At 58.4% G+C, this 22108-nt stretch carries 17 protein-coding genes and 2 pseudogenes; 6 read left to right on the top strand and 13 right to left on the bottom strand.

Features of this window, described 5'->3' with window-relative positions:
• Positions 1 to 101 precede the first annotated feature (101 nt).
• From NKJ93_RS26635 to NKJ93_RS26615, 5 genes and pseudogenes are all read left to right on the top strand, one after another.
• A pseudogene (locus NKJ93_RS26635) lies at positions 102 to 1621 on the top strand (phosphomannomutase/phosphoglucomutase).
• A 12-nt stretch (positions 1622 to 1633) separates the two neighbouring features.
• The gene (locus NKJ93_RS26630) at positions 1634 to 3940 is read left to right on the top strand and encodes an AGE family epimerase/isomerase (RefSeq protein WP_352592093.1); all 2307 of its coding nucleotides are present in this window, start codon (positions 1634 to 1636) and stop codon (positions 3938 to 3940) included.
• Between the two features lie 75 nt (positions 3941 to 4015).
• Positions 4016 to 4519 carry a GYD domain-containing protein gene (locus NKJ93_RS26625; RefSeq protein ID WP_352592091.1) on the top strand — a complete coding sequence of 168 codons (504 nt, stop codon included), beginning with the start codon at positions 4016 to 4018 and terminating at the stop codon, positions 4517 to 4519.
• Between the two features lie 244 nt (positions 4520 to 4763).
• Positions 4764 to 5702: a PA3715 family protein gene (locus NKJ93_RS26620; RefSeq protein ID WP_352592088.1), complete on the top strand. Its 939-nt coding sequence runs from the start codon at positions 4764 to 4766 to the stop codon at positions 5700 to 5702.
• A gap of 124 nt (positions 5703 to 5826) precedes the next feature.
• Positions 5827 to 6363, top strand: coding sequence for a class I SAM-dependent methyltransferase (locus NKJ93_RS26615; RefSeq protein ID WP_352592087.1), 537 nt, complete (start codon positions 5827 to 5829; stop codon positions 6361 to 6363).
• A 334-nt stretch (positions 6364 to 6697) separates the two neighbouring features.
• Here NKJ93_RS26615 and NKJ93_RS26610 read toward each other — a convergent pair whose 3' ends face one another.
• Both NKJ93_RS26610 and NKJ93_RS26605 read right to left on the bottom strand, forming a co-directional pair.
• Positions 6698 to 6931, bottom strand: a complete 234-nt coding sequence (locus NKJ93_RS26610) for a DUF6429 family protein (RefSeq protein WP_352496292.1) — start codon at positions 6929 to 6931, stop codon at positions 6698 to 6700.
• A gap of 164 nt (positions 6932 to 7095) precedes the next feature.
• Positions 7096 to 7284 (bottom strand): annotated as a pseudogene (locus NKJ93_RS26605) (inositol monophosphatase family protein); the annotation flags it as partial.
• Positions 7285 to 7607: 323 nt separating this feature from the next.
• On the opposite strand from NKJ93_RS26605, the gene NKJ93_RS26600 reads away from it, so the two are divergent.
• Positions 7608 to 9194 carry an adenylate/guanylate cyclase domain-containing protein gene (locus tag NKJ93_RS26600; RefSeq protein WP_352592084.1) on the top strand — a complete coding sequence of 529 codons (1587 nt, stop codon included), beginning with the start codon at positions 7608 to 7610 and terminating at the stop codon, positions 9192 to 9194.
• Positions 9195 to 9341: 147 nt separating this feature from the next.
• On the opposite strand, the gene NKJ93_RS26595 is transcribed toward NKJ93_RS26600, so the two are convergent.
• From NKJ93_RS26595 to NKJ93_RS26545, 11 genes are all read right to left on the bottom strand, one after another.
• Positions 9342 to 9587: a type II toxin-antitoxin system VapB family antitoxin gene (locus NKJ93_RS26595; protein ID WP_254820584.1), complete on the bottom strand. Its 246-nt coding sequence runs from the start codon at positions 9585 to 9587 to the stop codon at positions 9342 to 9344.
• 234 nt (positions 9588 to 9821) lie between these two features.
• On the bottom strand, positions 9822 to 10610 hold the full coding sequence (cysQ, locus tag NKJ93_RS26590; RefSeq protein WP_352592201.1) for a 3'(2'),5'-bisphosphate nucleotidase CysQ: 789 nt from the start codon (positions 10608 to 10610) through the stop codon (positions 9822 to 9824).
• A 10-nt stretch (positions 10611 to 10620) separates the two neighbouring features.
• A complete protein-coding gene (gene cysN, locus NKJ93_RS26585; RefSeq protein WP_352592081.1) occupies positions 10621 to 12558 on the bottom strand; it encodes a sulfate adenylyltransferase subunit CysN in 1938 nt (645 codons plus the stop codon).
• Positions 12559 to 12560: 2 nt separating this feature from the next.
• Positions 12561 to 13466, bottom strand: coding sequence for a sulfate adenylyltransferase subunit CysD (gene cysD / locus NKJ93_RS26580; protein WP_352592078.1), 906 nt, complete (start codon positions 13464 to 13466; stop codon positions 12561 to 12563).
• 389 nt (positions 13467 to 13855) lie between these two features.
• Positions 13856 to 15172: an O-antigen ligase family protein gene (locus NKJ93_RS26575; RefSeq protein WP_352592076.1), complete on the bottom strand. Its 1317-nt coding sequence runs from the start codon at positions 15170 to 15172 to the stop codon at positions 13856 to 13858.
• Entirely contained in the window at positions 15169 to 16350 is a 1182-nt protein-coding gene (locus tag NKJ93_RS26570; RefSeq protein ID WP_352592073.1) for a tetratricopeptide repeat protein, read from the bottom strand. Before NKJ93_RS26570 ends, NKJ93_RS26575 begins: the two co-directional genes overlap by 4 nt.
• Entirely contained in the window at positions 16316 to 18700 is a 2385-nt protein-coding gene (locus NKJ93_RS26565; protein ID WP_352592070.1) for a GumC family protein, read from the bottom strand. The genes NKJ93_RS26570 and NKJ93_RS26565 overlap by 35 nt, the downstream gene beginning before the upstream one ends.
• Positions 18701 to 18746: 46 nt before the next feature.
• Positions 18747 to 19538, bottom strand: coding sequence for a polysaccharide biosynthesis/export family protein (locus NKJ93_RS26560; RefSeq protein WP_352592067.1), 792 nt, complete (start codon positions 19536 to 19538; stop codon positions 18747 to 18749).
• Positions 19538 to 20347 (bottom strand): tyrosine-protein phosphatase, encoded by an 810-nt coding sequence (locus NKJ93_RS26555; RefSeq protein WP_352592064.1) that lies wholly within the window; start codon positions 20345 to 20347, stop codon positions 19538 to 19540. Before NKJ93_RS26555 ends, NKJ93_RS26560 begins: the two co-directional genes overlap by 1 nt.
• A gap of 498 nt (positions 20348 to 20845) precedes the next feature.
• On the bottom strand, positions 20846 to 21334 hold the full coding sequence (locus tag NKJ93_RS26550; RefSeq protein ID WP_352592061.1) for a hypothetical protein: 489 nt from the start codon (positions 21332 to 21334) through the stop codon (positions 20846 to 20848).
• 297 nt (positions 21335 to 21631) lie between these two features.
• Complete coding sequence (locus NKJ93_RS26545) at positions 21632 to 22102, bottom strand: hypothetical protein (protein WP_352592058.1); 471 nt, start codon at positions 22100 to 22102, stop codon at positions 21632 to 21634.
• Positions 22103 to 22108: the final 6 nt, after the last annotated feature.

The following is a 22108-nucleotide window of genomic DNA, read 5'->3' as shown; positions in this document are numbered from 1 at the left end:
TGAGGGGGGCGAACCAGGGCGTTGGGGCTACCCCCATTCCCGAAGGGGCCTGCGCCCGGCAGCGTGCTAGGATTGTTGCCCGCAATTGCGGAGCAGAAACCGTGACCCTGAACATAGTCGGCCAAGCCAGACCAAACACTTTTGAATTCGAAACCTCGGCGTTGATCAAGCCATCCGGGTTTCGCGAATATGATGCGCGCTGGTGGTTTGGCCATCCCGGTTCGAACGAGCCGCCGGAGCTCAATCTGATCGGCGTCCAGGCGCTCGGCATGGGGCTCGGCACGCTGATCCGCCGTCTGGGTGCCGGACCCGACATCGTCACCGGTCACGATTTCCGCTCCTATTCGCTTGCCATCAAGCTGGCGCTGGTTTCCGGGCTGATGGCCGCCGGCGCGCGGGTCAAGGATGTCGGGCTGGCCTTGTCGCCGATGGCCTATTTCGCCCAATTCGCGCTCGACACGCCGTCCGTCGCCATGGTCACTGCCTCGCACAACGAGAACGGCTGGACCGGCGTCAAGATGGGCGCGGCGCGTCCGCTGACCTTTGGTCCGGAGGAGATGAGCGCGCTGAAGGCGATCGTGCTCTCAGGCGATTTCGACCTTGTCGGTGGCGGCTCCTATGACTTCGTTGCGGATTTCCGCAAAACCTACCTCGACGATCTGACAGCGGGAAAGCGTATCTCGAGGAAGCTCAAGGTGGTGGCCGCCTGCGGCAACGGCACCGCCGGGGCTTTCGCTCCCGAGGCACTGGAAAGGATCGGCTGCGAGGTGATTCCGCTCGACGTCGCGCTCGATCATACGTTTCCGAATTACAATCCCAACCCCGAAGACATGAAGATGCTGCACGCCATTCGCGACAAGGTGCTGGAAACTGGCGCCGATGTCGGGCTCGGCTTCGACGGCGACGGCGACCGCTGCGGCGTGGTCGACAATGATGGCAACGAGATCTTCGCCGACAAGGTCGGCGTCATGCTCGCGCGCGACATCTCACACCTCTATCCCGGCTCGACTTTCGTCGTCGACGTCAAGTCGACCGGATTGTTCATGACCGACAAGGTGTTGCGGGAAAATGGCGCGGTCACCGACTATTGGAAGACCGGACACTCCTAATCAAGCGGCGGGTGGCCGAACTCGGCGCCGTTGCCGGTTTTGAGAAATCGGGCCACTTCTTCTTCAATCCTCCGATCGGCCGCGGCTATGACGATGGCCTGGTCACGGCTATCGCCATCTGCCAGATGCTGGATCGCAGCCCGCAAAGCAGCATGGCCGATCTCTACCGCGATCTGCCGCTGACCTTCGGCACGCCGACCATGTCGCCACATTGCGCCGACGAGCTCAAATACGAGGTGGTCGCGAAAGTTGTCGGGGAATTCACGAAAATGAAGGCGGACGGGATCGAGTTCGCTGGCCAGCCGCCGGCCAATCTCGTCACCGTGAATGGGGTGCGTGTCGTTGCCCAAGACGGCACCTGGGGTCTGGTCAGGGCCTCGTCGAACAAGCCGGAAACAGTTGTCGTCGTGGAAAGCCCTGTCTCGCCGGTACGACGTCGCGAGATGTTCGAGGCTGTCGATGCCATGCTGCGCCGCAATCCAGAGGTCGGAGCCTACAACCAGACATTTTGAGAGGACTGGATCATGCCGGAGCGGATCGTCAGTTTTGTGATGAGCGGGGGCGTCGGGTCACGGCTGTGGCCGCTGTCGCGCGAAGACAATCCCAAGCAATTCCACGACCTTTCGGGCGACGGCTCCATGCTTGCGAAGACTGTCCGACGCCTCAAGGCGCGCTCGGACGGCGAGACGCCGATCTATCTGATAGCCTCCGAACGGCATGCCGACCGCGTTATCTCGGACATCGGTCCGCTCGGTCTGAACGGCGGCAGACCGATTTTCGAGCCCGTCGGCCGCAATACCGCCGCTGCGGTGGCCATAGCCACCTTGCACACGATCTCCGAATATGGCGGCGCCGCGCTTGTGCTCGTGATCCCTTCCGACCATCAGATATCGACCGAAACGCAATTCTGGGAAACCGTCGAGGCGGGCATGCCTGCCGCCGATTCAGGAAGCATTGTCGTATTCGGCATCAAGCCGACGCATCCCGAAACCGGGTACGGCTACATCGAGGTTACGGCAAATGGTGACGGCCAGACCGCCGTTTCCGTTTCGCACTTTGTCGAAAAGCCCAATGCCGAGACGGCCCGCAAATATGTGGCTTCGGGAAGATTTTACTGGAACGCCGGCATCTTCCTGTTTCGTGCCGACACGATGCGGAAGGCATTTCTCGAGTTCCGGCCAGACATCTGGGACACCGCGGAACGGGCCTATAAGGCTGCACGGACCGACGTCTTGGGCATCTACCTGCCCCAGGGCTTCTATTCGGCTGTCCCGTCGACGTCGATCGACTACGCAGTCATGGAGCATGCACGCGGTATTGCGATGGTTATGGCTTCTTTCCGCTGGAACGACCTTGGATCGTGGCAATCGCTGCTCGAAGCCAGCCCGACGGACCGCGACGGCAATGTCGTAATGGGCGACGTTGTCGCCATGGATTGCGGCAACTCCTATCTCAGAAGCCAGGGCAGACTGCTGACAGTCATTGGAATGAAGCATGTGGCGGTGGTGACGACACCGGACGCGGTATTCGTCGCTCCTGTCAGCCACAGCCAGAACGTGAAGAAAGTCGTCGAACAACTGGAGAAGAGCGGACGCCTTGAAACGAAGTTCACGGGGTCGGACGACCGGGTCATCATCAGCGGGTCATGGCGCAAGCGGGTCGAGCACTGGCTCTTCAACGAAACCCTGCCGCTGTGGTCCACTGCAGGTGTCGACCATGCGTATGGCGGCTTCCACGAGGCGCTCGGTTTCGATGCAAGGCCGTTGGGCAAACCCAAGCGCATGCGGACGATGGCTCGCCAGATTTACGCCTTCGCGGTGGCCAAAGAACGCGGCTGGGCTGGACCGGCCGACAAGCTCATCGACCACGGCATCGAGTTCATCGCCAGACACGGCCGCACCGATCGCGGTGGCTGGGTGCGCACCCTCAATTGCGACGGCAGCGTGGCTGACCCGACGGAGGACGCCTACGACCATTCCTGCGTGCTCCTGGCGCTTGCCCATGCTCACCGATGCGGCCATCAGGATGCCATGCAGCTGGCACAAGAGACGTTCCATTTCATCGACACCCATCTCGAGGACGTCAGCTTGAACGGCTTCCTCGAGACCCCCGGCTGGAAGGGGGTGCGGTTCTCGAACCCGCACATGCACATGCTGGAATCCTTCCTTGCCTGGCATGGCGTCACCGGCGAGCGTGCATATCTCCGTCGGGCGGCACGCGTCGTCGATCTCTTCCGGTGCCATTTCTTCGACCAGGAGAGCTGGACGCTTGGGGAACATTTCGACGTAGACTGGCTACCGTTGCCGGGAGACGAGGGACAGTGGACCGAACCAGGGCACCATTTCGAATGGGCTTCGCTCCTCGTCGAGTTCGCGCGGGCAAGCGGGCAGAAAGACTTGGCAGCCTACGCCAGGAAGCTCTATTCGTCGGCGATCGCCAGCGGATTGAACCGGGCCACGGGCCTGGCTTATGCAGCCGTGTCGCGGCAGGGAATTCCCTTCGACCGGCTCTCCCGCAGTTGGCCGCAATGCGAAGCCGTCAAGGCCGCCGTCGCCCTGGACGGCATCGGCGGGCCTGATCTGAAACCTGAGATCGAAGCTCGTGTCGCCCGCCTCTTCAAATGGCATATCGATCCCGCACCGCTTGGGTTGTGGATCGACAGGATTGACGAGCGCGGAAGGTCACTGGCAACGGAGGTCCCCGCGAGCATTTTCTACCACCTCGTGACGGCCTTGATGCAGTATTTGGACAAGACCGCAGGGCAGGTCGAACCTTTCCCGCTGCCAGCTTTGGATACGAGCAAGAGCGTTGCGATGCAGGGTTACGGCTGACCCAACTGTCCGCGTAGCTCCGTGTTGGTCAAACGATTAATAACGAAACTAGTACAAGATAGGGAGGAATACCCCATGAAAGTGACAATCCTGGGAAACTATCCGCCCCATGCCTATAAGGGATTGATACAAGGCTCAGACCGAGAAGCTGCAATCAAGGCGATTTTGGAAAGCGTTGGTGGCAAGGTGTCCGGTATGATGTTTACTCGCGGCGCCTATGATATTGTCGTCAATGCTGAGGTTCCGGACCAGGCCGATGGGATGGACCTAGCACTGGCGGTGCGGGCAAGCGGCTGGGTAAACGACCTCGTTGTCCTCGAAGAACTCGACATGAAGGCGGTGCTCGCAGCTGCCAAAAGGCTGCCGGCGTTTACAAGCCCGCCGGCTGATTGGACAACTGGCTGTACATTGAAGGCAGCACGGTTCCGATTGAACGCGCCGTGCTGCCAAGTCTCAAGGAAAGACAAGGCGGGGTCTCGGAAAGCCGAAGCAGGCGCCGCATTGGTTCTGCTTCGATACCGCGCCGACAGCGAACGCGCCCGGCTCAGGGGGTCAGAATCGGAGGTCATGCCGAGTTAATTTTGGAATGTACACCCTAGAAGGTGCGCCCGACGGATCGGCGAGGTCCGGTTTTGTAGAGGTTTCTTGTCCAAGCGCTTCTTTATCTAATCGGAGCGCGACAAGGCAACCGAGATCACATTGTCAGTATCTGTTTCAGGTAGCTCGAACAGCATTGGCAAAAATTGGCCGCTCGGGCGGCGTTCTCATGATCACCGTGCCTAAGCGAGCTCGGACTTTACGACTTACCAGGATACCTATGGTCATGACGCAGCGGGTGGAGCTGGCCGTCACTTCCCTACATCCTGTGCGCCGCCACCAATCTCGCGTAGAAGGGCCCTGGCCGAACTCGGCCCTGCGACGCGAGAACTCCATGCGAATAGTGTTGCCTGTCCTGTTGCTCGGCGCCGCCCTCGCCAGCCTGTCGCCCGCCCGGGCAGCGGCCGGCGATTGCGGCGATGCCGCCGCCCTGGTGCAGCAGGCCTATCCCAAGGCCCGAAAGAGCGCCGACGGCGCCTCGTTCACGCTTGTACCCCATACGAGCATCGCCTCAACGCTCCCGGAGAGCGATGCGCCATTCGGCCTGGCCTGCAAGATCTGGCCGGCTCATGACGACCTGCTTTTGGTCGCGGTACCGCTGATCGACAGCGCTAACAGCGACCACCTGCATGTCGGCGACATCGAGCTACTGGTCGTCGATAGAAAGAGCCTGCGGGTGCGCCAGCGCCTGCTCCAGCCTGGACTGATGACCGATGATGCCATCGCGATCCGTAAGGTGGAATTCGACACCGGCCGCTATGCACTGGCCCCTGAGGTCACCGCCTTCGGCCTGCGCATCGAAATGGCAAACCATTCGCAGGCTACTCCCTTCATTGAAACCGACCTGCGGCTCTATGCCGTCGCCAGCGATGCGCTGCGCTTGGTGCTCGACGGCCTCGTGGTGACCGGCCATGGCGGCGAAGGCGATGCCAGTTGCGCCGGATCGTTTCATTCCAGCCAGGTCAGCTTGGCGATGAGCCCGGCGCGCCATCACGGCTATCATGACATCATTGCGGTCGAGCGGACGGAAACCGACAATCCCTCCCCCGACAAGGATGGCGAGTGCCAGTCCCATCCCGGCAAGCCTGTGAAGCGGACCTACCAACTGCGCTATGACGGCAACCGCTATCCGGTTCCGGCGGCACTCAGGGTGATGGGGTTGTGACGCCGCCGCACACGTCCCTGCCTTGGTTCGTCAATGTGATCAATTCCAGTTGAATGGGTATCGACCATTAATTCTCTCGTGGTAGGAGGCGCTCAAGGGGGCTCTTCCCAAAGGAGCTGATGATTTGTGGTGGTCAAGATTCAAAAGGGGTTTTGCCGGAACGTGGGACGACAGACTGGACGGGCTATTCTCCGCAAAGGTCGACTACGCCGGGAAATCCATTCTCGATGTTGGCTGCAATATGGGTGTTGTCGCCAAGCTGAAACCCAGCTCGATCCACGGGATCGACATTGCCAAGCCGCACATCCAGACTGCAAAAATGTTATTGAGCGGCTCCCCGGTGCATGCCCGGTTCGATCGCCTGAATCTTGGCAGCCGGCGCCTCGGCAATATCCTTCTACCGAAATACGATATGGTCCTGCTGCTGGCCGTCTATCAGCACATGCAGCGCAACATCGGCCCAGGCAAGGCGCGAAGGGTGCTTTCCAATATTGTGAGGCGCACCTCAAACGTTGTTGCCCGCGTTCCGCCTGGAACGGATGGCGAATTCATCGAAACGCTGTCCGAAGAGGGATTCCAAGTTAAGAGCACTCACACATCCCCTCTTGGTAGTCATGTGCTCGTTCTTGAGAAACCTGCCTTCGGAAATCCGCAGCCATGATGACACATTCCTTGTGGTAGTCTGCCCACCAACATCCATGTGCCAGCAGCGGGCGCAGACCAGCTGCCTGCCTGCAGCTCGGCCCGGGGAGCGCTGATTCGCCGGCAGAAAGCATCTTCCGGATGGACTTCGCGCCAATACCGATGACATTGAGGGTTGCGGCTACGGTGTTGTCTGCTAGTGCCTTGACGGCCAGGATGCGCCCGTTGGCATAAGCGGCGAAAGAAGAATTTGGCCGCCACGGCGAGAGCATTGGCCGTCCCGCCTGCGGTCAGCGCGCCGCCACTCAGCCAGGTGCGCCATCATCTCGCGGCGCCCTCCCAGCGCTCATGGCTCATGGCGCCGAACGGGTGAACAGGGTTCGGAATCGCTCCTGCGCACGCCGCAGTCCTTCATCTGTCAGAACCACTGACTTCGCCTTGTTTGCTGGATTCGCGATCAGCCCCTTCTGGTGCAAGCGATCCAGAGCGCTCCAATCGAATCCCTTCCAGACGCGCCTCTCTTCATGCAGCGTCAGCCAAAGCAGGCCCAGAACGGCTTCGTCGATCTTGTCGGTGTCGATCTCCATGCAAGCAGTCTAACGCGCGAAAGGGCCTCTGCCACGATCCACACCGGATAGTTACTCCCTGCCACGAGCGTTCGGCTGAAAATAAGTGCTTCAACTCAGGCGTCGCGTGCGCGACGGCGTCGCTCGCGCGGGCGACGAGCCGGGGAACGGGGTTCACCGTCGTGCTAAGCGGCCGTGGCAGCCTTGCCGCTGGCAATGAAATGCGGATTGGCGAAATCCTCGTCGTCGCTCTGGTTGCGCTTACCGCAGGCGAGCGGCGCGCTATCCAGCGTGCGCGTCATGCCGCCGGCAGCGCGCAGCACCGCGTCACCCGCCGCGGTGTCCCATTCCATAGTGCGGCCGAAACGCGGATACGTTTGGCGGGACACTTTCTTTTCCGACGCGCTCTCCGGCCGCAGAAGTCTCAACCTTGCCAGAGGTGAATTTTGACCCCTGAGCGGTTATCGCGGAGCGCATGCCGGGCCACAGCCGACTTTGCGACATCCCCTTCACTGATCCACTGCCGTCTAGCGCCAGAATGCGAAATCCGATGTGAGGGTCGTCGCTTATCAACAACCGCTCAAGGTCGGTCCGACGTTGCAGGGCTGACGTGTTTTCATCGAGCCAAGACTGACTCTGGTACCGTGCCGGGAATGAGCTATAGTTCAGATGCTAATGACGGGCGGGCGCTTGCACAATGGCTGGACTGGGCGAACAGATTGCGCGTCAGCAGCGCACCATGGGACCGCTCCTGGTGGCGGCAGTGGTCATCGGCCTTGTCGGTCTGCCCGTCGCAGCCTGGCTCGACCTCCGAGACCTATCGGAACGGATGCTGCGCAGGCAAGCCAGCGAAATCAGCCGGATCATCGACGAAATGCGCGGATTCTACGGCAGCGACGTCGTGGGACGCGTGCTGCAAGCTAACGGCGCCGTGACCGCGACGCACAACTATCGGGACGTGCCAGGTGCGATCCCTATTCCAGCAACCCTCTCGATCGAACTCGGCAAGCGCATCAGCGCTCATGACGGTTCGGTCAAATATCGGTTCGTCTCGGATCTGCCTTTCAAAGGTCGCGCGCCCCACCAGCTCGATGTTTTCGAGCGGAATGCAATCTTGGCTTTGCGCGCCAACCCGAAGGAGCCGATCATCGAAGTCTCGGGCTCACTGTTTGACCGGCAGGTCCGCGCCGCGGCCCCTGTCATAATGGGACAAGTGTGCGTGACCTGCCATAACTCACACCCGGACAGCCCCAAGACGGACTGGAAGGTAGGGGATGTCCGAGGGATCCAGGAGATATCAGTCAATCAGCCTATTGCTGCGAACGTGCTGACATTCAAGTATCTGCTCCTATATTTCGGTTTCGCGGCGGCGGCGGGCCTGACGTTCATTCTCCTGCAGCGTCGGCAGTCCGCGTTGATTCAGGGCATCAACAAGGAGCTTTCCGAGGCAAACGACTTTCTGGCCGCGATTTCATTGAAGATCGCCAAATACCTTTCGCCTCAAATCTACAAAAGCATCTTCAGCGGCCAGAAGGACGTCACCATCGCAACCGAGCGCAAGAAGCTCACGATCTTTTTCTCCGACGTCAAGGATTTCACCGCGATCGTGGAACGGCTCCAGCCCGAGGACCTGACGCTTCTCCTCAACGAGTACTTCACCGAGATGTCGACGATCGCGCTCAAACACGGCGGCACCGTCGACAAGTTCATCGGCGACGCGCTTCTTGTGTTCTTCGGAGACCCCGAGACGCAGGGCGTCGAGGAAGACGCGAGAGCCTGCTTGCGCATGGCTGTCGACATGCAGCGTCGGCTGGAGCAGTTGAACAGGGTGTGGCATGACCGCGGAGTTGAACGGCCCTTCCGAGCTCGCATGGGCATCAACACGGGCTATTGCAATGTTGGGAACTTCGGTTCCGATGATCGGATGGACTACACGATCATTGGAGCCGAGGCGAACTTGGCGGCCCGGCTGCAGTCGATTGCCGAGCCCGGCGGCATCTGCCTCAGCTATGAGACTTACGCGCTCGTGCGCGACCTTGTCCGGGCGCGTCCATTAGCACCGATTGCCATGAAGGGGATCAGCCGGGAGGTTGTCCCCTACGAAGTCGAGGGCCTCCTGGGTGAACTCGCCCAGCGCCCTCAGGTCATCAGCGAGCATACGACTGGTCTCGACTTGTTCCTCGATGTTGAGGCAATCGACGAGAACGGGGTGGAGCGGGCGAAGAAACGACTTTCGGAGGCGCTCCTGGCCTTAACCATCCGAAGCAAGCCCGCCGCATTTTAGGTTCTTGAACGTGATCCAATCTGGACCGTGGCCAGCCAAGTAAAGTCCGGTTCAACACCGTTCAGCCGCGCCGGGTCCCGGCCAGGAGTTCGCGCGCATCATCCTCGTTGGTCATCAGCGCCGTCAGGGCCGAGGCGTCGATGAATATCAGTCATTCTCGTACAGGCTGTCGCGAAACGCCTTGTCGGCGGGCCTGCCGTGATCAGGCTTGCCCCGGGCTCGCAGATCACGGCAGAACCTGACGCCGATCTCCACGAGGGACGGTCTAGCCTGTTCGCGCTCAAGCTCATGTTTGAGCGCGGCATGGACGGCCTCTGTCAGACCAGTCCTCTTAAGTGCGGCGACCCGGCGGGCCAGTGCGTCGGTCTCGGGATTTTTGATGTGGAACGCCATCACTCGCTCGTATAGCCGTTCAAGTGTATCGGTATACGGCAATTTGGATACACCGTGTGAAGGCCCCGCAGCATCGACCGGACACGAAGCGAATCGGCCACGCCGACCCAACTGTCGGCTGGATGGGGATCGTACCGCTGTGTTTACAAATCTCGAGCAGCATCTGAGGTCGCTTGCATAAGTCACTTGCAACACCCGCACTTTCGTACGGGTCTGGAACTGCGCAATCACCGTCTAGCCAAATCCAGCAGCCTTGCCGCTGGCGATAAAATGCGGGTTGGCGAAATCCTCGTCATCGCTCTGGTTGCGCTTGCCGTAGGCGAGCGGCGCACCATCCAGCGTTCGCGTCATGCCGCCGGCAGCGCGTAGCACCGCGTCACCCGCCGCGGTGTCCCATTCCATGGTGCGGCCGAAGCGCGGATAGACGTCCGCCTCGGCGCCGGCGACGAGACAGAATTTCAGCGATGACCCGACCGAGACGATCTCGGCAGCGCCCAGCGCGCGGATATAAGCGTCGGTTTCCGGCGTGTTGTGCGACCGGCTGGCAACGACGGTCAGCGGCACCACACCGGCCCTTGCCGAAATCGGCTGGCGATCGACGATCTCACAGTCGTCATTGATCTCGATCGTTTCCGCTTTGCCCGGCCGGCCGGAAAAGAAGCGGCCGGTGCAAGGCGCGAAGACGACCCCGATCTCCGGCACGCCATGGCGAACCAGCGCGATGTTGACAGTGAAATCGGTCCTGCGGTTGACGAACTCCTTGGTGCCGTCGAGAGGATCGATCAGGAAGAAGGCGTCGCCGAGATCCGGTGCCATGATGCCGGCCGAAGCTTCTTCCTCGGCCACGCACGGAATCTCGGGAAATGCGGCGCGCAGCCCGGCAAGAATAATCTTCTCGCTCTCGCGATCTGCCTCCGTCACCGGCGAACTATCCGACTTGCTGTCGACCGCACAGCCGGCACGAAAGACGCGCATCACCTCGCGCCCTGCCGCCAAGGCAAGGTGCTCGAAGACGGCAAGCATCGCTTCGTCGTCAGATACCGCCGCCGCTATCATATTGGTCTTCGGCAATGTCACGCTCGATCAGCCAGTGTTCCAGGGCCTCTACCATCTCCTCGGCCGATTTGCCGAGTGTCTTGAGATGGATTTCCGGTTTTTCCGGCGCCTCATACGGCGAATCGACGCCGGTGAAATTCTTGATTTCGCCATTCAAGGCCCGCGCATAAAGCCCCTTCGGATCGCGCCTGGCGCATTCCTCGAAGGGTGTGTCGACAAACACCTCGACGAATTCGCCGTCGGCCATCAATTCGCGCGCCATGCGCCGCTCGGCGCTGAACGGCGAAATGAACGACACGATGACGATCAGCCCGGCGTCGGCCATCAGGCGCGCCACTTCGGCGACGCGGCGAATGTTTTCGACACGATCAGCGTCGGTGAAGCCGAGATCGCGGTTGAGGCCGTGACGGACGTTGTCGCCATCCAGAATGTAGGTATGGCGCCCGGTGGCAAAGAGCTTCTTTTCAAACAGATTGGCGATGGTCGACTTGCCCGACCCCGAAAGCCCGGTGAACCAGAACACGGCCGGCCGCTGGTTTTTCATATCGGCGCGGGCGCGTTTGCCGACATCAAGCGACTGCCAGTGGATGTTTTCGGCGCGGCGCAGCGAATGCAGGATCATGCCGGCGCCGACCGTCGCATTGGTGATGCGGTCGATCAGGATGAAGGCGCCGGTGGTGCGGTTCTCGGCAAACGGATCGAAGGCGATCGGCGACCGCGTCGAGATGTTGCAGATACCGACTTCGTTCATTTCAAGCGACTTGGCCGCCTCATGGGCAAAGTCGTTGACGTTGACCCGGTATTTCAGGTCGGTGACGGTGGCGCTGGTCTGGTCGGTCTCGGTGCGCAGGATGTAGGAGCGGCCGGGCAGCAATGCATGTTCGTCGAACCACACGATGTTGGCGGCGAACTGGTCGGCGACCTGCGGCCGCGCTGCCGGCGACACCAGCATGTTGCCGCGCGAGACCTCGACCTCGTCGTCGAGGACGAGGGTGATGGCCTGGCCGGCGACAGCCTGCTGAAGGTCTCCGCCATGCGAAACGATGCGCCTGACACGGGAGGACTTGCCCGATTTCGCCACGACCACCTCATCGCCCGGCGCAACCGAGCCAGAGGCGATGGTGCCGGCGAAACCGCGAAAATCGAGATTGGGACGGTTCACATATTGGACCGGGAACCGGAACGGCAATTCGACCGCGGCCTCGTCAACCGAGATGGTTTCGAGATGTTCGATCAGCGTCGGGCCGAAATACCAGTCTGTCCTATCGGAACGGCCAGTAACGTTGTCGCCGTAGCGGGCCGACATCGGAATGGGCACGATCGTCTGGAAGCCGAGCTCGCGTGAGAACCGCCCGTAATCCGCGACGATCCGTTTAAAGACCGCCTCGTCGAAGCCGACAAGATCGATCTTGTTGACGGCGAGCACGATGTGGCGAATGCCCAGAAGCGAGGCAATGATCGAATGCCGCCTTGTCTGGCGCAGTACGCCCTGGCGGGCATCGATCAGCACGATGGCAAGATCGGCGGTCGATGCACCTGTCGCCATGTTGCGGGTATACTGTTCGTGGCCGGGCGTGTCGGCGACGATGAACTTGCGCTTTGGCGTGGCGAAGAAGCGATAGGCGACGTCGATAGTAATGCCTTGCTCGCGCTCGGCCTCGAGGCCGTCGACCAGCAGCGCGAAGTCGACGTCGTCACCGGTGGTGCCATGCTTGCGCGAATCGCGCTCGAGCGCGGCCAGCTGGTCCTCGAAAATCTGCTTGGTATCGGAAAGCAGGCGCCCGATCAGCGTCGACTTGCCGTCGTCGACCGAGCCGCAGGTCAGGAAGCGCAGCAGCGACTTTCGTTCCTGCGCCGCCAGATAGTCGCGGACGCCGTCGGTCGGGGCGAGGCTCTTGGCCATGATGTGGCGCATACTCAGAAATACCCCTCGCGCTTCTTCTTTTCCATCGAGCCGGCTTCGTCGCGGTCGATCAGGCGACCTTGCCGCTCGGAAGTGCGCGCCGTGAGCATTTCGCCGACTATCGCCTCCAGAGTGTCGGCTTCCGAGTCGATCGCGCCGGTCAGCGGATAGCAGCCGAGCGTGCGGAACCGCACCATCCGGTTCTCCACCGTCTCGCCGGGCCGCAGCTGCATGCGCTCGTCGTCCCTCAGGATGAGCATGCCGTCGCGCTCGACGACCGGCCGCTCCTTGGCCAGATACAGCGGCACGATCGGGATGTCCTCCTGGAGAATGTATTGCCAGATGTCGAGCTCGGTCCAGTTCGACAGTGGAAACACCCTGATCGATTCGCCGGCAGCGATACGGGTGTTGAAAATCTTCCACATCTCCGGCCGCTGGTTCTTCGGATCCCAGACGTGCTGAGCGTTGCGGAACGAGAAGATCCGCTCCTTGGCGCGCGACTTCTCCTCGTCGCGTCGGGCGCCACCGAAGGCGGCGTCAAACCCGTATTTGTCGAGCGCCTGCCGCAGGGCAACCGTCTTCATCACATGCGTGTGCGTGTTGGAGCCGTGGTCGAACGGATTGATGTTGTCGCGCACGCCGTCTTCATTGACGTGGACAAGGAGGTCGAAGCCGAGCTTTTGCTGCATATGGTCGCGAAAGGCGATCATCTCACGGAATTTCCAGGTCGTATCGACATGAAGAAAGGGAAAGGGCGGCTTGGCCGGATAAAACGCCTTCATCGCCAGGTGCATGAGCACGGATGAATCCTTGCCGACCGAATAGAGCATCACCGGCTTGGCAAAGGCCGCGGCCACCTCGCGAAAAATATGGATGGATTCGGCCTCGAGCCGCTGTAGGTGCGTAAGCGCGATGTTCATGGACTGTGAGCGTTCTTTCGTGCCATCCACAGAAGGGCCTGTATCATCAACGGACGCGATCTTCAGTCGCCCGGTTCAAGCTGCACTTCTGGACAAATCTATCTCTCGTGGTGGCGTTCTAGCAGATCGTTCCTGCTCAGAACAATGCAAGACAAGCCTGCGGCCGAATGGTTCGGGAATGAATTTTCCATGCAGCCGGCAAAATCGGGAAATTTCTGCTCAGCGACCGGTGCGCTTGCGAGGGGCAGGAAAATATTGCCTGCGTCGGGGAAGGCAATCGCCACGAGACGGCGGTCAGAGTGCTCTCAGCGAACACCGCCATGTGGCCAAGCGGCAACTGAGAGTCGTCCCGCCTCATTCTGGCGATGCCAGTCGTGGCAACGAGGTGGCTAGGACGAAGTTCCGATGGGGACAAGTAGCTTGTCGCCGTTGTGATCGATCTCGATCATCTCACTCTTGCGGGTCAAGCGTTCCGCAAACCCTTTATGGAAGATGATGGCGTTCATATAGGCAAAGGTTATCGCCAGTGCCGCGGTTCGCAGCGGATAATCGACCAGCGAATGAATAAGAAGAAAAGAAACCGAGAGGAACGCTGCTTTCTGGAGCGGGTCTCGGCGAATTCTAACCAATGCCGCGAAAAGCAATACGAAATAACCCGCCATCAGCACGATGGCGGGAACTCCGCCCTCGAAGGCTATTTCAAGGTAGTCATTGTGGGCATGGTTCACGTATTGTTTGAAAATCATGCTCTCCCGTTCGTATATCTGGTAGGCCTTTTGAAAATTTCCGAATCCGACACCCGTTGCCCAATTGTCCTTAATCCCCTCGATGGTGGTTCGGGTGAATTCTCCTCGCCCGAAGGCCGGATCGAGCACCTGTGTATCTATCTTAGTCCAGGCGCCCATCGTGTAAATCGAGAGTCCAACAAAAGCCAGGAGCACGCTAAATCCACTCGCCCTTGAGCGGGCTGAAAGGAAGATGACGGACAACACCGTGATGGCCAACCCAATCAGAGCACCGGCTCGGGAACCGGCTGCCAAAAGCAGCAGCAAAAGCGCGATCAAGCCGAGGGATCCGGACAAAAGATGCCCGCGGAACAAGCCGTAGTGGACGACGAAGGGAATCGAAACGAAAAGCAAAGCAGAAAAGTGATTCGCGTTGGCAAAAAGCCCCGCGTTAATCGTAAAAGGCAAGAGCCCGACAATGGCGATGTCGTTGGAAAGCGAATATTGAATCGTTCCGGCCAAGCCGTTGCAGATAACACCCATGAAGAAAAAGGGAAGAAGCGCGCTGACCTGTTCGGCACGCAAACGCAATCCGGCTAAAAAAAACGCGGCTGCGGCCAAAAGATAAAGCAAACATTCGACCGTGCGGCCCACCCCAACGCTGATGAACCGAAATCGGCTTTCTCCAACCCAGGGATCTCCGAGCAGCAGTTCCGGCCGCAACCCGTTGAACATGGCCGCCGGCAGTGGGACGATTTGCAAAACGATCAACGCCACCGCGAAGATCAGCAGCCACAAAGCAGACTGGGAGATTCTTTGCCCAGCGGTCTGGGTGAAAACGGCCGCTGCCGAGACGACCGCCGCGACCTCGATCAAGGTGTCCGTATAAAGGCCGCTTGCGGTGCCGCCACCGATCAGCAGCGATACAAACAGGACCGAGCCGAGAAGATATTTATCCCATTCCGACGGCCGGTCGTTCAAGATGGAAGTCTCTCAATGCTCAATTTGTGCATTACTAACGTACCCACATATCGAAACCGCCAGCTCTCGGCAATGGCGGCAGTCTGTAGCCTTAGCAACTGCAGAGGACATGCCGTCGGCCCAACTGAAAATTCCTGGCTAAGATTCTGACGATTATAGGTGCCTTCCGGGATATTGAATCGTGCTATTTCTTCCGCCGGATCAACACATCTGATCGACCAGAACAAATCCTTTGGAAGCTTCAAGTTTCGTGCAGAGGCAACCAGGGAAATCTTGTACGAGCCTGGAGGGAGCGCAACATATTGCTGAAGGGCAGTGTTCTTAACCGGTGTGTTCAAGAACCGGACAGTCGCTCCGCCCTCGCCCTCCACCGCATCCTGGGATGTTGCGAAAGTGACTTCCAAGCCTGATTGATCCTGTAGCTGCCAATCGAAGGGCTTGCCACCGGACGTAGGTTCGAAGGTGCTGTTGAAAATGTACCCACCTAACTTTCGTTCCTCGTCAGTAAGGCTGAAAAGAAACAGCCGGTATGCCGGCTCGTATTCTTTCTGACGGATATAGCCGGCCATCACAGCAGCCAGTTCGCTCGACGTCGGCGGTGCGCTTGATCCAGTCAAATCTAGAAGCAGCCGATTTGCTAAATCGAGCCCTTCGGGGGTTTTGTTAAGAGAGAGAAATAGGCTGCCTCTCCAAGGCGCCTTTGCTCCGATGGGCGCCAGCACGGCTTGGTAGCCCTCGGGATTTGAAAGGATCGCTGGTATGCCATCAGCAATCGCCGAAAATTGGTCCGGCCATCGCCGCAGCAATATGTCCATCTCAGCAACGGCCTTCGACAAATCACCAGTTTCTATCTTGCGGCCAATGGACCTCTGCAGCGCATGGATCTCTGTCTTGGACAATTTTCGGGCTTGGTCGAAAAGCTGGTAGGCCTCGTCTTTTTCGCCTTGCCGGTATTTGATCTCGCCGATCAGGCTGTAGAGACGTGCGTCAGCCAAATCGAAGGTTAGCGCGCGCTTGGCCTTGGCAAGCAAGGCATCAAGATCGGCAGCATTATTCGTGTCGTTCAGGTCACTGCTGATTTCGGCTATCAATGCGTCGATGTTGAGCGGATCCAAGGCAAGAGAAACAGCCGGTGTTTCTGCTTCAAGAAATCGACTTAGCCCGATCGAGGAAGCCACCAATACGAGAACGGATGCGACGAACCAAACGACTGAATGTCGGAGACTTCGCATAGGCGGGCTGGCTTGCTCCATCATCGACTTTGCCCTCAATCTTCGGAGTACTCGAGTCTGTTCCGTAGTTGTAATACTGATAGTTCATATATTTGTAGGCGTAATTATAGTCGAACTTGTTCACCGCAAACTTTGACATCGCGGCTCCGACCACGTTGGCGCCAGCGGCTCGCAGGCGCTTCAGCGCGGTCTTGGCCGACTTGCGTGTCACCTGATTTGTAGAGATGACCATCAATGTACCCTCAGCGAGCCGGCTGAGAATAGGAGCATCCGAAAGGCCCACGATCGGCGGCGCGTCGATAATAACAAGATCGAAGCGCTTGCCGAGATTGGTTATGATCAAAGCCATCTTCGGTGAAGAGAGCAGATCCGCAGGATTTGGAGGGATCGTTCCAGAAGTTAGAACGGTCACATTGGGGTATTTCGTCGCCCTGAAGATGCTGGCGAGATCCTCCTTGCGAACGGTGTTTGTCAGCAGATTGCTCAGCCCGATCGTATTGTCGAGACCAAGCAGTCGATGAAGGTTCGGTTTGCGGAGATCGCCGTCCACAATGAGAACCCTTGCGCCGAGTGCAGCAAAATCCTGGCCGAGTTTGAACGACGTGGTCGACTTGCCTTCCGAAGGCTCCGAACTCGTGACGACCAGCGATCGTGGCGCGCCTTCCGCCCCGGAAAACTGCAGCGATGTTCGAAGCGACCGATAGGCCTCCGACAGGCCGGACTTCTGATCGGCAATACTGGCTGCGAGTTCCCGGTCGTCCACGTACGGCAAGATACCGAGCATTGCCAACCCCAATTCTCTCTCAATCTGCTCGGGACTGGTGAAGGTGTTGTTCAACAACTCGATCACATAGATAACCGATGCACATAACACCATAAACAGAGCCAAGGCAATAGCAAGGTTTAGACTGAGACGTGGCGAATAAGGTAACTCAGGAAGAGCTGCGAAATCAACGATTGCAGCGCTCTGTGTCTTAAGCTCAGAACTCACTCCAACTTCGTTCAGCTTAGCGATAAGACTGTCGTATTGTGATCGGTTGGAATCGACTTCACGCTTTAGGATAGTATATTTTATATTCTTGTCGTTAAAGATAGCTTGCTGCTTCTCCATCTCCGCAAGCTTGCTCTTAAGGTCCGCCTCCTTGCTTTGTGCCTCTTGGTACTTTAGGCGCAGCGAATCGGTGATCGCGAGGACACCATTGTTGTAGAGCCTTTGCAATTCCTTGATCTGCGACTGAAGCTGCTGCATTTCGGGGAAACCAGGCTTCAGAATGCCCAACTTCTGCTGGTATTGGCTGGTCAGATCCGCCAACTTCTCGCTGAGCTTCTGCAGACCTTCGCTTTCTAGGACGGGGGCGAGGCTTGATCCCCGACCTTTATCGATCTGGTCCACGATTCGCCCGGCATCGAGACGGTCCTGAATCGCAGTTGCGAGAGCAGTGTTCAGGGCCTCGATGTTCGAGCCTATCAATGACTTGTCGTCGCCGGTTACCGTAATGCCAGCATCCTTAGCATAGGCGACCAGCTCCTCTTCCGATTTCTGGAGTTTTTGCTTCACTTGCAAGACCTGTTCCTGGATGAACTGCCGGGCCAGGTCGGATGTTTCGCCCGTCTGGTCGAGGCGTTGGTCAATAAAGCTTTGCGCAACCTGATTGGCTACATCGCTTGCGTACTTCGGTTTCTGATCGATGAAGGTAATGGACAATAGACTGGTGTTAGGAACCAGATTGACTGTAAGGCCATTAAGGACGCGATCAATCGCAATCGCCTCACGTTGCTCTGGTGTCTTCCCGTCCATGGAAGGCGCCTTGGAAATTCCGAAGGCGCGATAGAAGATGTTGATGGGCGAGAAATCGGGTATCGGAAACAAGAAGTCTGGTTTTTCACTAAGCCCCAATTGAAACACAACGCGCTGGGCCAGTGCACGGCTTCTCAGCTTTTCTCGGGCCGTGAGAAAGGCGCGCACGTCGCTGTTTTCGGAAACCACCTCGATGTCCTGGAACACCTTGGCCGAAGGAACCAGCACCTCCAACTGCGTTGTTGCCTGATACTTTGGAGTCTGCATCATGGTAATAATGACGCCGGCGACAAGCCCAGCGACGGCCATGATGACGATCAGCCAGCGATACTGGACAGCGTAAAAGAGCAGCTTTAGCGGACTGAAACGAAGATCGGACTCCAAGGTATCACGGCCGTACGGGCTATAGTTTTGCGCACCGTCATAATAAAGGTCCGCGGACAACGCCTGGCTATGCCCGGGTCCCGCAATTTGGTGCTGCCTGTTACGATCGAGCATAGCGCTAGATTATCCTAGGTTGCCTGTGTGGCTGAAGGGAAAGCATCTATGGAACCAGCACGCCAATTCGGGCTGCACTTGAGGCGACACCGAGGGCGTCCTTGAGATTGTTCATCGCAATTTTCGATTTTGAGGCGAAGACCACAATCTTGTCGCCACCATAGATGCGCGGGTTGCGGGTTTTGCCGCCACGGATTTCCTCGACGTTGTAGTTGGCAACCAACGTGTTCGGGCCGATATTACGATAGACAAATACCTTTTTTGCATCCCCAACGTTATTGAACCCTCCCGCTAGGGCAATCGCATCGATGAGAGAAGAATTGCTGGATACCGGATAAATACCAGCCTTATTGACTTCGCCATCGACGGTTATTCGCTGTCCGATGGATTCCTTGACGAAAATCGAAACATCAGGGGACTGCAGGTATTTGGCGCCGTAAGCGGTCTCTATCTCCTGCTCCAACTGACGGACGGTTTTCCCCGCAGCGGTAACAGTGCCGATAAGCGGAAGAGAAATCTGACCACTGGAGTCGACTTGAACCGTTCTGTTCAAATTGTCGACCTGAAACACATTCACCTCGAGCACATCGTTCGGTGACAAAGGTTGCTCACTGCCATTCTGGGTGTTTTGCGGCGCAGGGAGGTCCTTTACCACCTTTAGAGCCCCGCCGCTCGAAAGCGGGGTCGATGACGATGATGATGCCAATTGCAGCGCATCGACCGAGCTCGACGAAGACGTCGTCCCAGACGAGGTGCTCGTGCATGCCGACGCAGCGAGCGATATAAGCATCACGAATACCGCGCCTACGGGTTTTTTTCCTAAACGAAAAACGGCCATCACACTGTCCCGCCTCCGAACAAGCGGCCGAACCCTCCAAAGCGGCCAGCATTGCCGGTGCTTGGCTTTTTGGCGCTTACTTTTCCGACCGGCTCAAGGGGTCGGTTCGCCAATATTTCGCCTGGGCGTTTCAAAACCATATTGCGGGCCTCGTCTTCGCCACATCGCTTTGCGGCAGCAGCAACCGCCTGCGAAAGCCCAGGACGTCGGCGCGTAGCGCTATGAGTGTCCGATGCGATGATATCCACCCTGCCCTCGTCAATCAGCTTTTCCGAATAATAAAGCGCCGTGCGTCCAAAAGCACCAACAATCGAGTCTGCGGTAAGCTGGATAAGACAACCCACCGCATTCAACCTCTCGATAACGTCGTAATTCGTTTTGATCCAGGTCAAACGCTCGGGATGAGTAAGAATCGGGATAAAACCGGCGTTTATTAGGCGTAGAGCAAGATCCTCCATTCGTGGAGGTAGAACATGATGCGGCGGTTCGAACAGAAAATAGCGGGACCTGTTTAAGGTCGGCACACTGCCGGCCGCCAATTGGTCCGGAAGATCCGGCGCTATGTGAACATCGGCGCCGACGTAGAGAGCAAGCGGTATGGAGGCGCTGCGCAGCGCCTGGTGCAACTCTTGAACCGCCCGGACGATGTTGGATGTTTCGTTTTCGTATACGCCCGGCGTCACGTGCGGCGTGCACGCCATGTGGGTCGTTCCGTCGGCCACCGCCAGTCGAGCCATTTCCAGCGATTCGGCAAGACTGGGCGAGCCGTCGTCGAGGCCGGGCAAGATGTGGGAATGCAGATCGATCATGGGCGTTTCTGACTGCAACGACGAAACGTAGGGGCGTCATCCCCAAAAAATATAAATGCGTCACCCGCAGCACAGCGAATGACGCATTTGTCAAGTTCATGCGATACGATGGATGCCAGGCCCCGGCTACTGGTGGACAGAGTTGTCGTCATCATGCAGGTCGATCATCAGCACCGCATCGGCGGCAATAGCTGCGCCTGATGTATCGAGCGCTACATACATGCCGCCCTCCACAGAATTGAGTTTGAGGTATCCGAACTTGCACCAACGCGCAGCAGCGAAGCGAAAGATTGCGATTCGGCCGATAAACCGGCACTTCGCCCTTCATTCCGGCATGTTCGCTAGCCTCAGATATCCGCATGTCGCCTTGGCTTAGGCGATCCGACTAATATACCGGCTACGACACCAGCATATAGACTAAGGCCGCCCTGTCGCCAACAGACAGACAGCAGAAGCGCCACGCGCCCCTGCTGCCACTGTGCCTTATTTTCGGTCAACTTAGTCGCTAACGGCGTGGCCGTGATCTTTGTCCGCCGTCGCAGCCAGAATACCGGCCCCAAGTGCCATACCGCCAAAGATGAAGAGCGGCGTATTGTTATTGGAAGTACCCGTCGAATTGCCCGTTTGGGCGGTGTGCTCAGAACCGAGAACATTGAGGCAAATCTTGTTCTCAACACGGGAGATATCAAGTGTCGAATTGGCCGGCACGCTCAAATTGCAGCCACCGACACGAACCGAAGCCGATCCCTTGCCGCCAACTACGACGCGGCTGCCGAAATCCAGCGCGCCCCCCGCTTGTGCCGGACCATAGCCAGCCACCTGCGAGATCATCACATCGCCATTAACGTTCCCGATCGATCCAATCGGACTTACGCCGGTGTAGGCAGTTGCACAGGTGCACGACCCATCCTGCGCGAAAGACGATACCGGGGCGAAACTGGCCAACACAACAAATCCCGCCAACGCACTTTTCACAACTAGGTTCATCCGCATCAATCCTTCTGTCCCACGTTACCTGAGGCCCACCCGCCACTAGGTGTAGGTATTGAAACAAGCGCGTAACAGCTTTTTGCGCCAATTCCAACCCGTTTCGCAAATGCGAAATAATTTTTGGTTTCGGTGTGGTTGATTGAACACACCATAAGCAGGTTGGAATGTACCCTTTTCCGCACCGACTGCGACTGGCGATTTCGAAACAGCCGTCGACGCTCTCAAATGATCGACACAACAGCATAGGGGCAACTCTGGGCCATAGGTCATAACGACGCGACCTAACCTAAAGCACTACAATGCCGGAGAACAGGGTTTGTAGATTGAACCCGCTTGGGCCGGCTGCCCACACAGCACACCGCCCTCCACGAGTTTCGCGGCTAGGTCCGACCCATCTGGCGTAAAACATTGTACAACTGTGGCATCGCCAAGCCTTGGCGCGGTATTGCCATCGCAGGGGGTTCCTGTGCCGACAGGCTTACAGGTCAAGGCAAGCCCCTGATAGTCCCGGCGCGCTGCATCCGTTAGCATTGCCCGCATGAATTGGGGCCTGCTGAATGCAACGCCGCACAGCAATATCTTATGGCCGCCGACACGGAGGTCATCGATAGTCTGGATGGAAAACGTCCCTTCAAGCCGCTCAGGTGTTATTGACAGCTTAGGCGGCGCTCTCGAACTATCTCTCTGAACCGTCACGAGGCCGAGAAAGCCGGCAGCGAACACCAGCGTGATCACACCAAGCAGCCCTACCTTTTTGATCGACATAGCCTC

It is taken from the genome of Mesorhizobium sp. M0028 (assembly GCF_040323855.1).
Lineage (GTDB): Bacteria > Pseudomonadota > Alphaproteobacteria > Rhizobiales > Rhizobiaceae > Mesorhizobium.
Note: the sequence above shows the minus strand (reverse complement) of the source record. Positions and strands in the feature narration are given on the sequence as shown.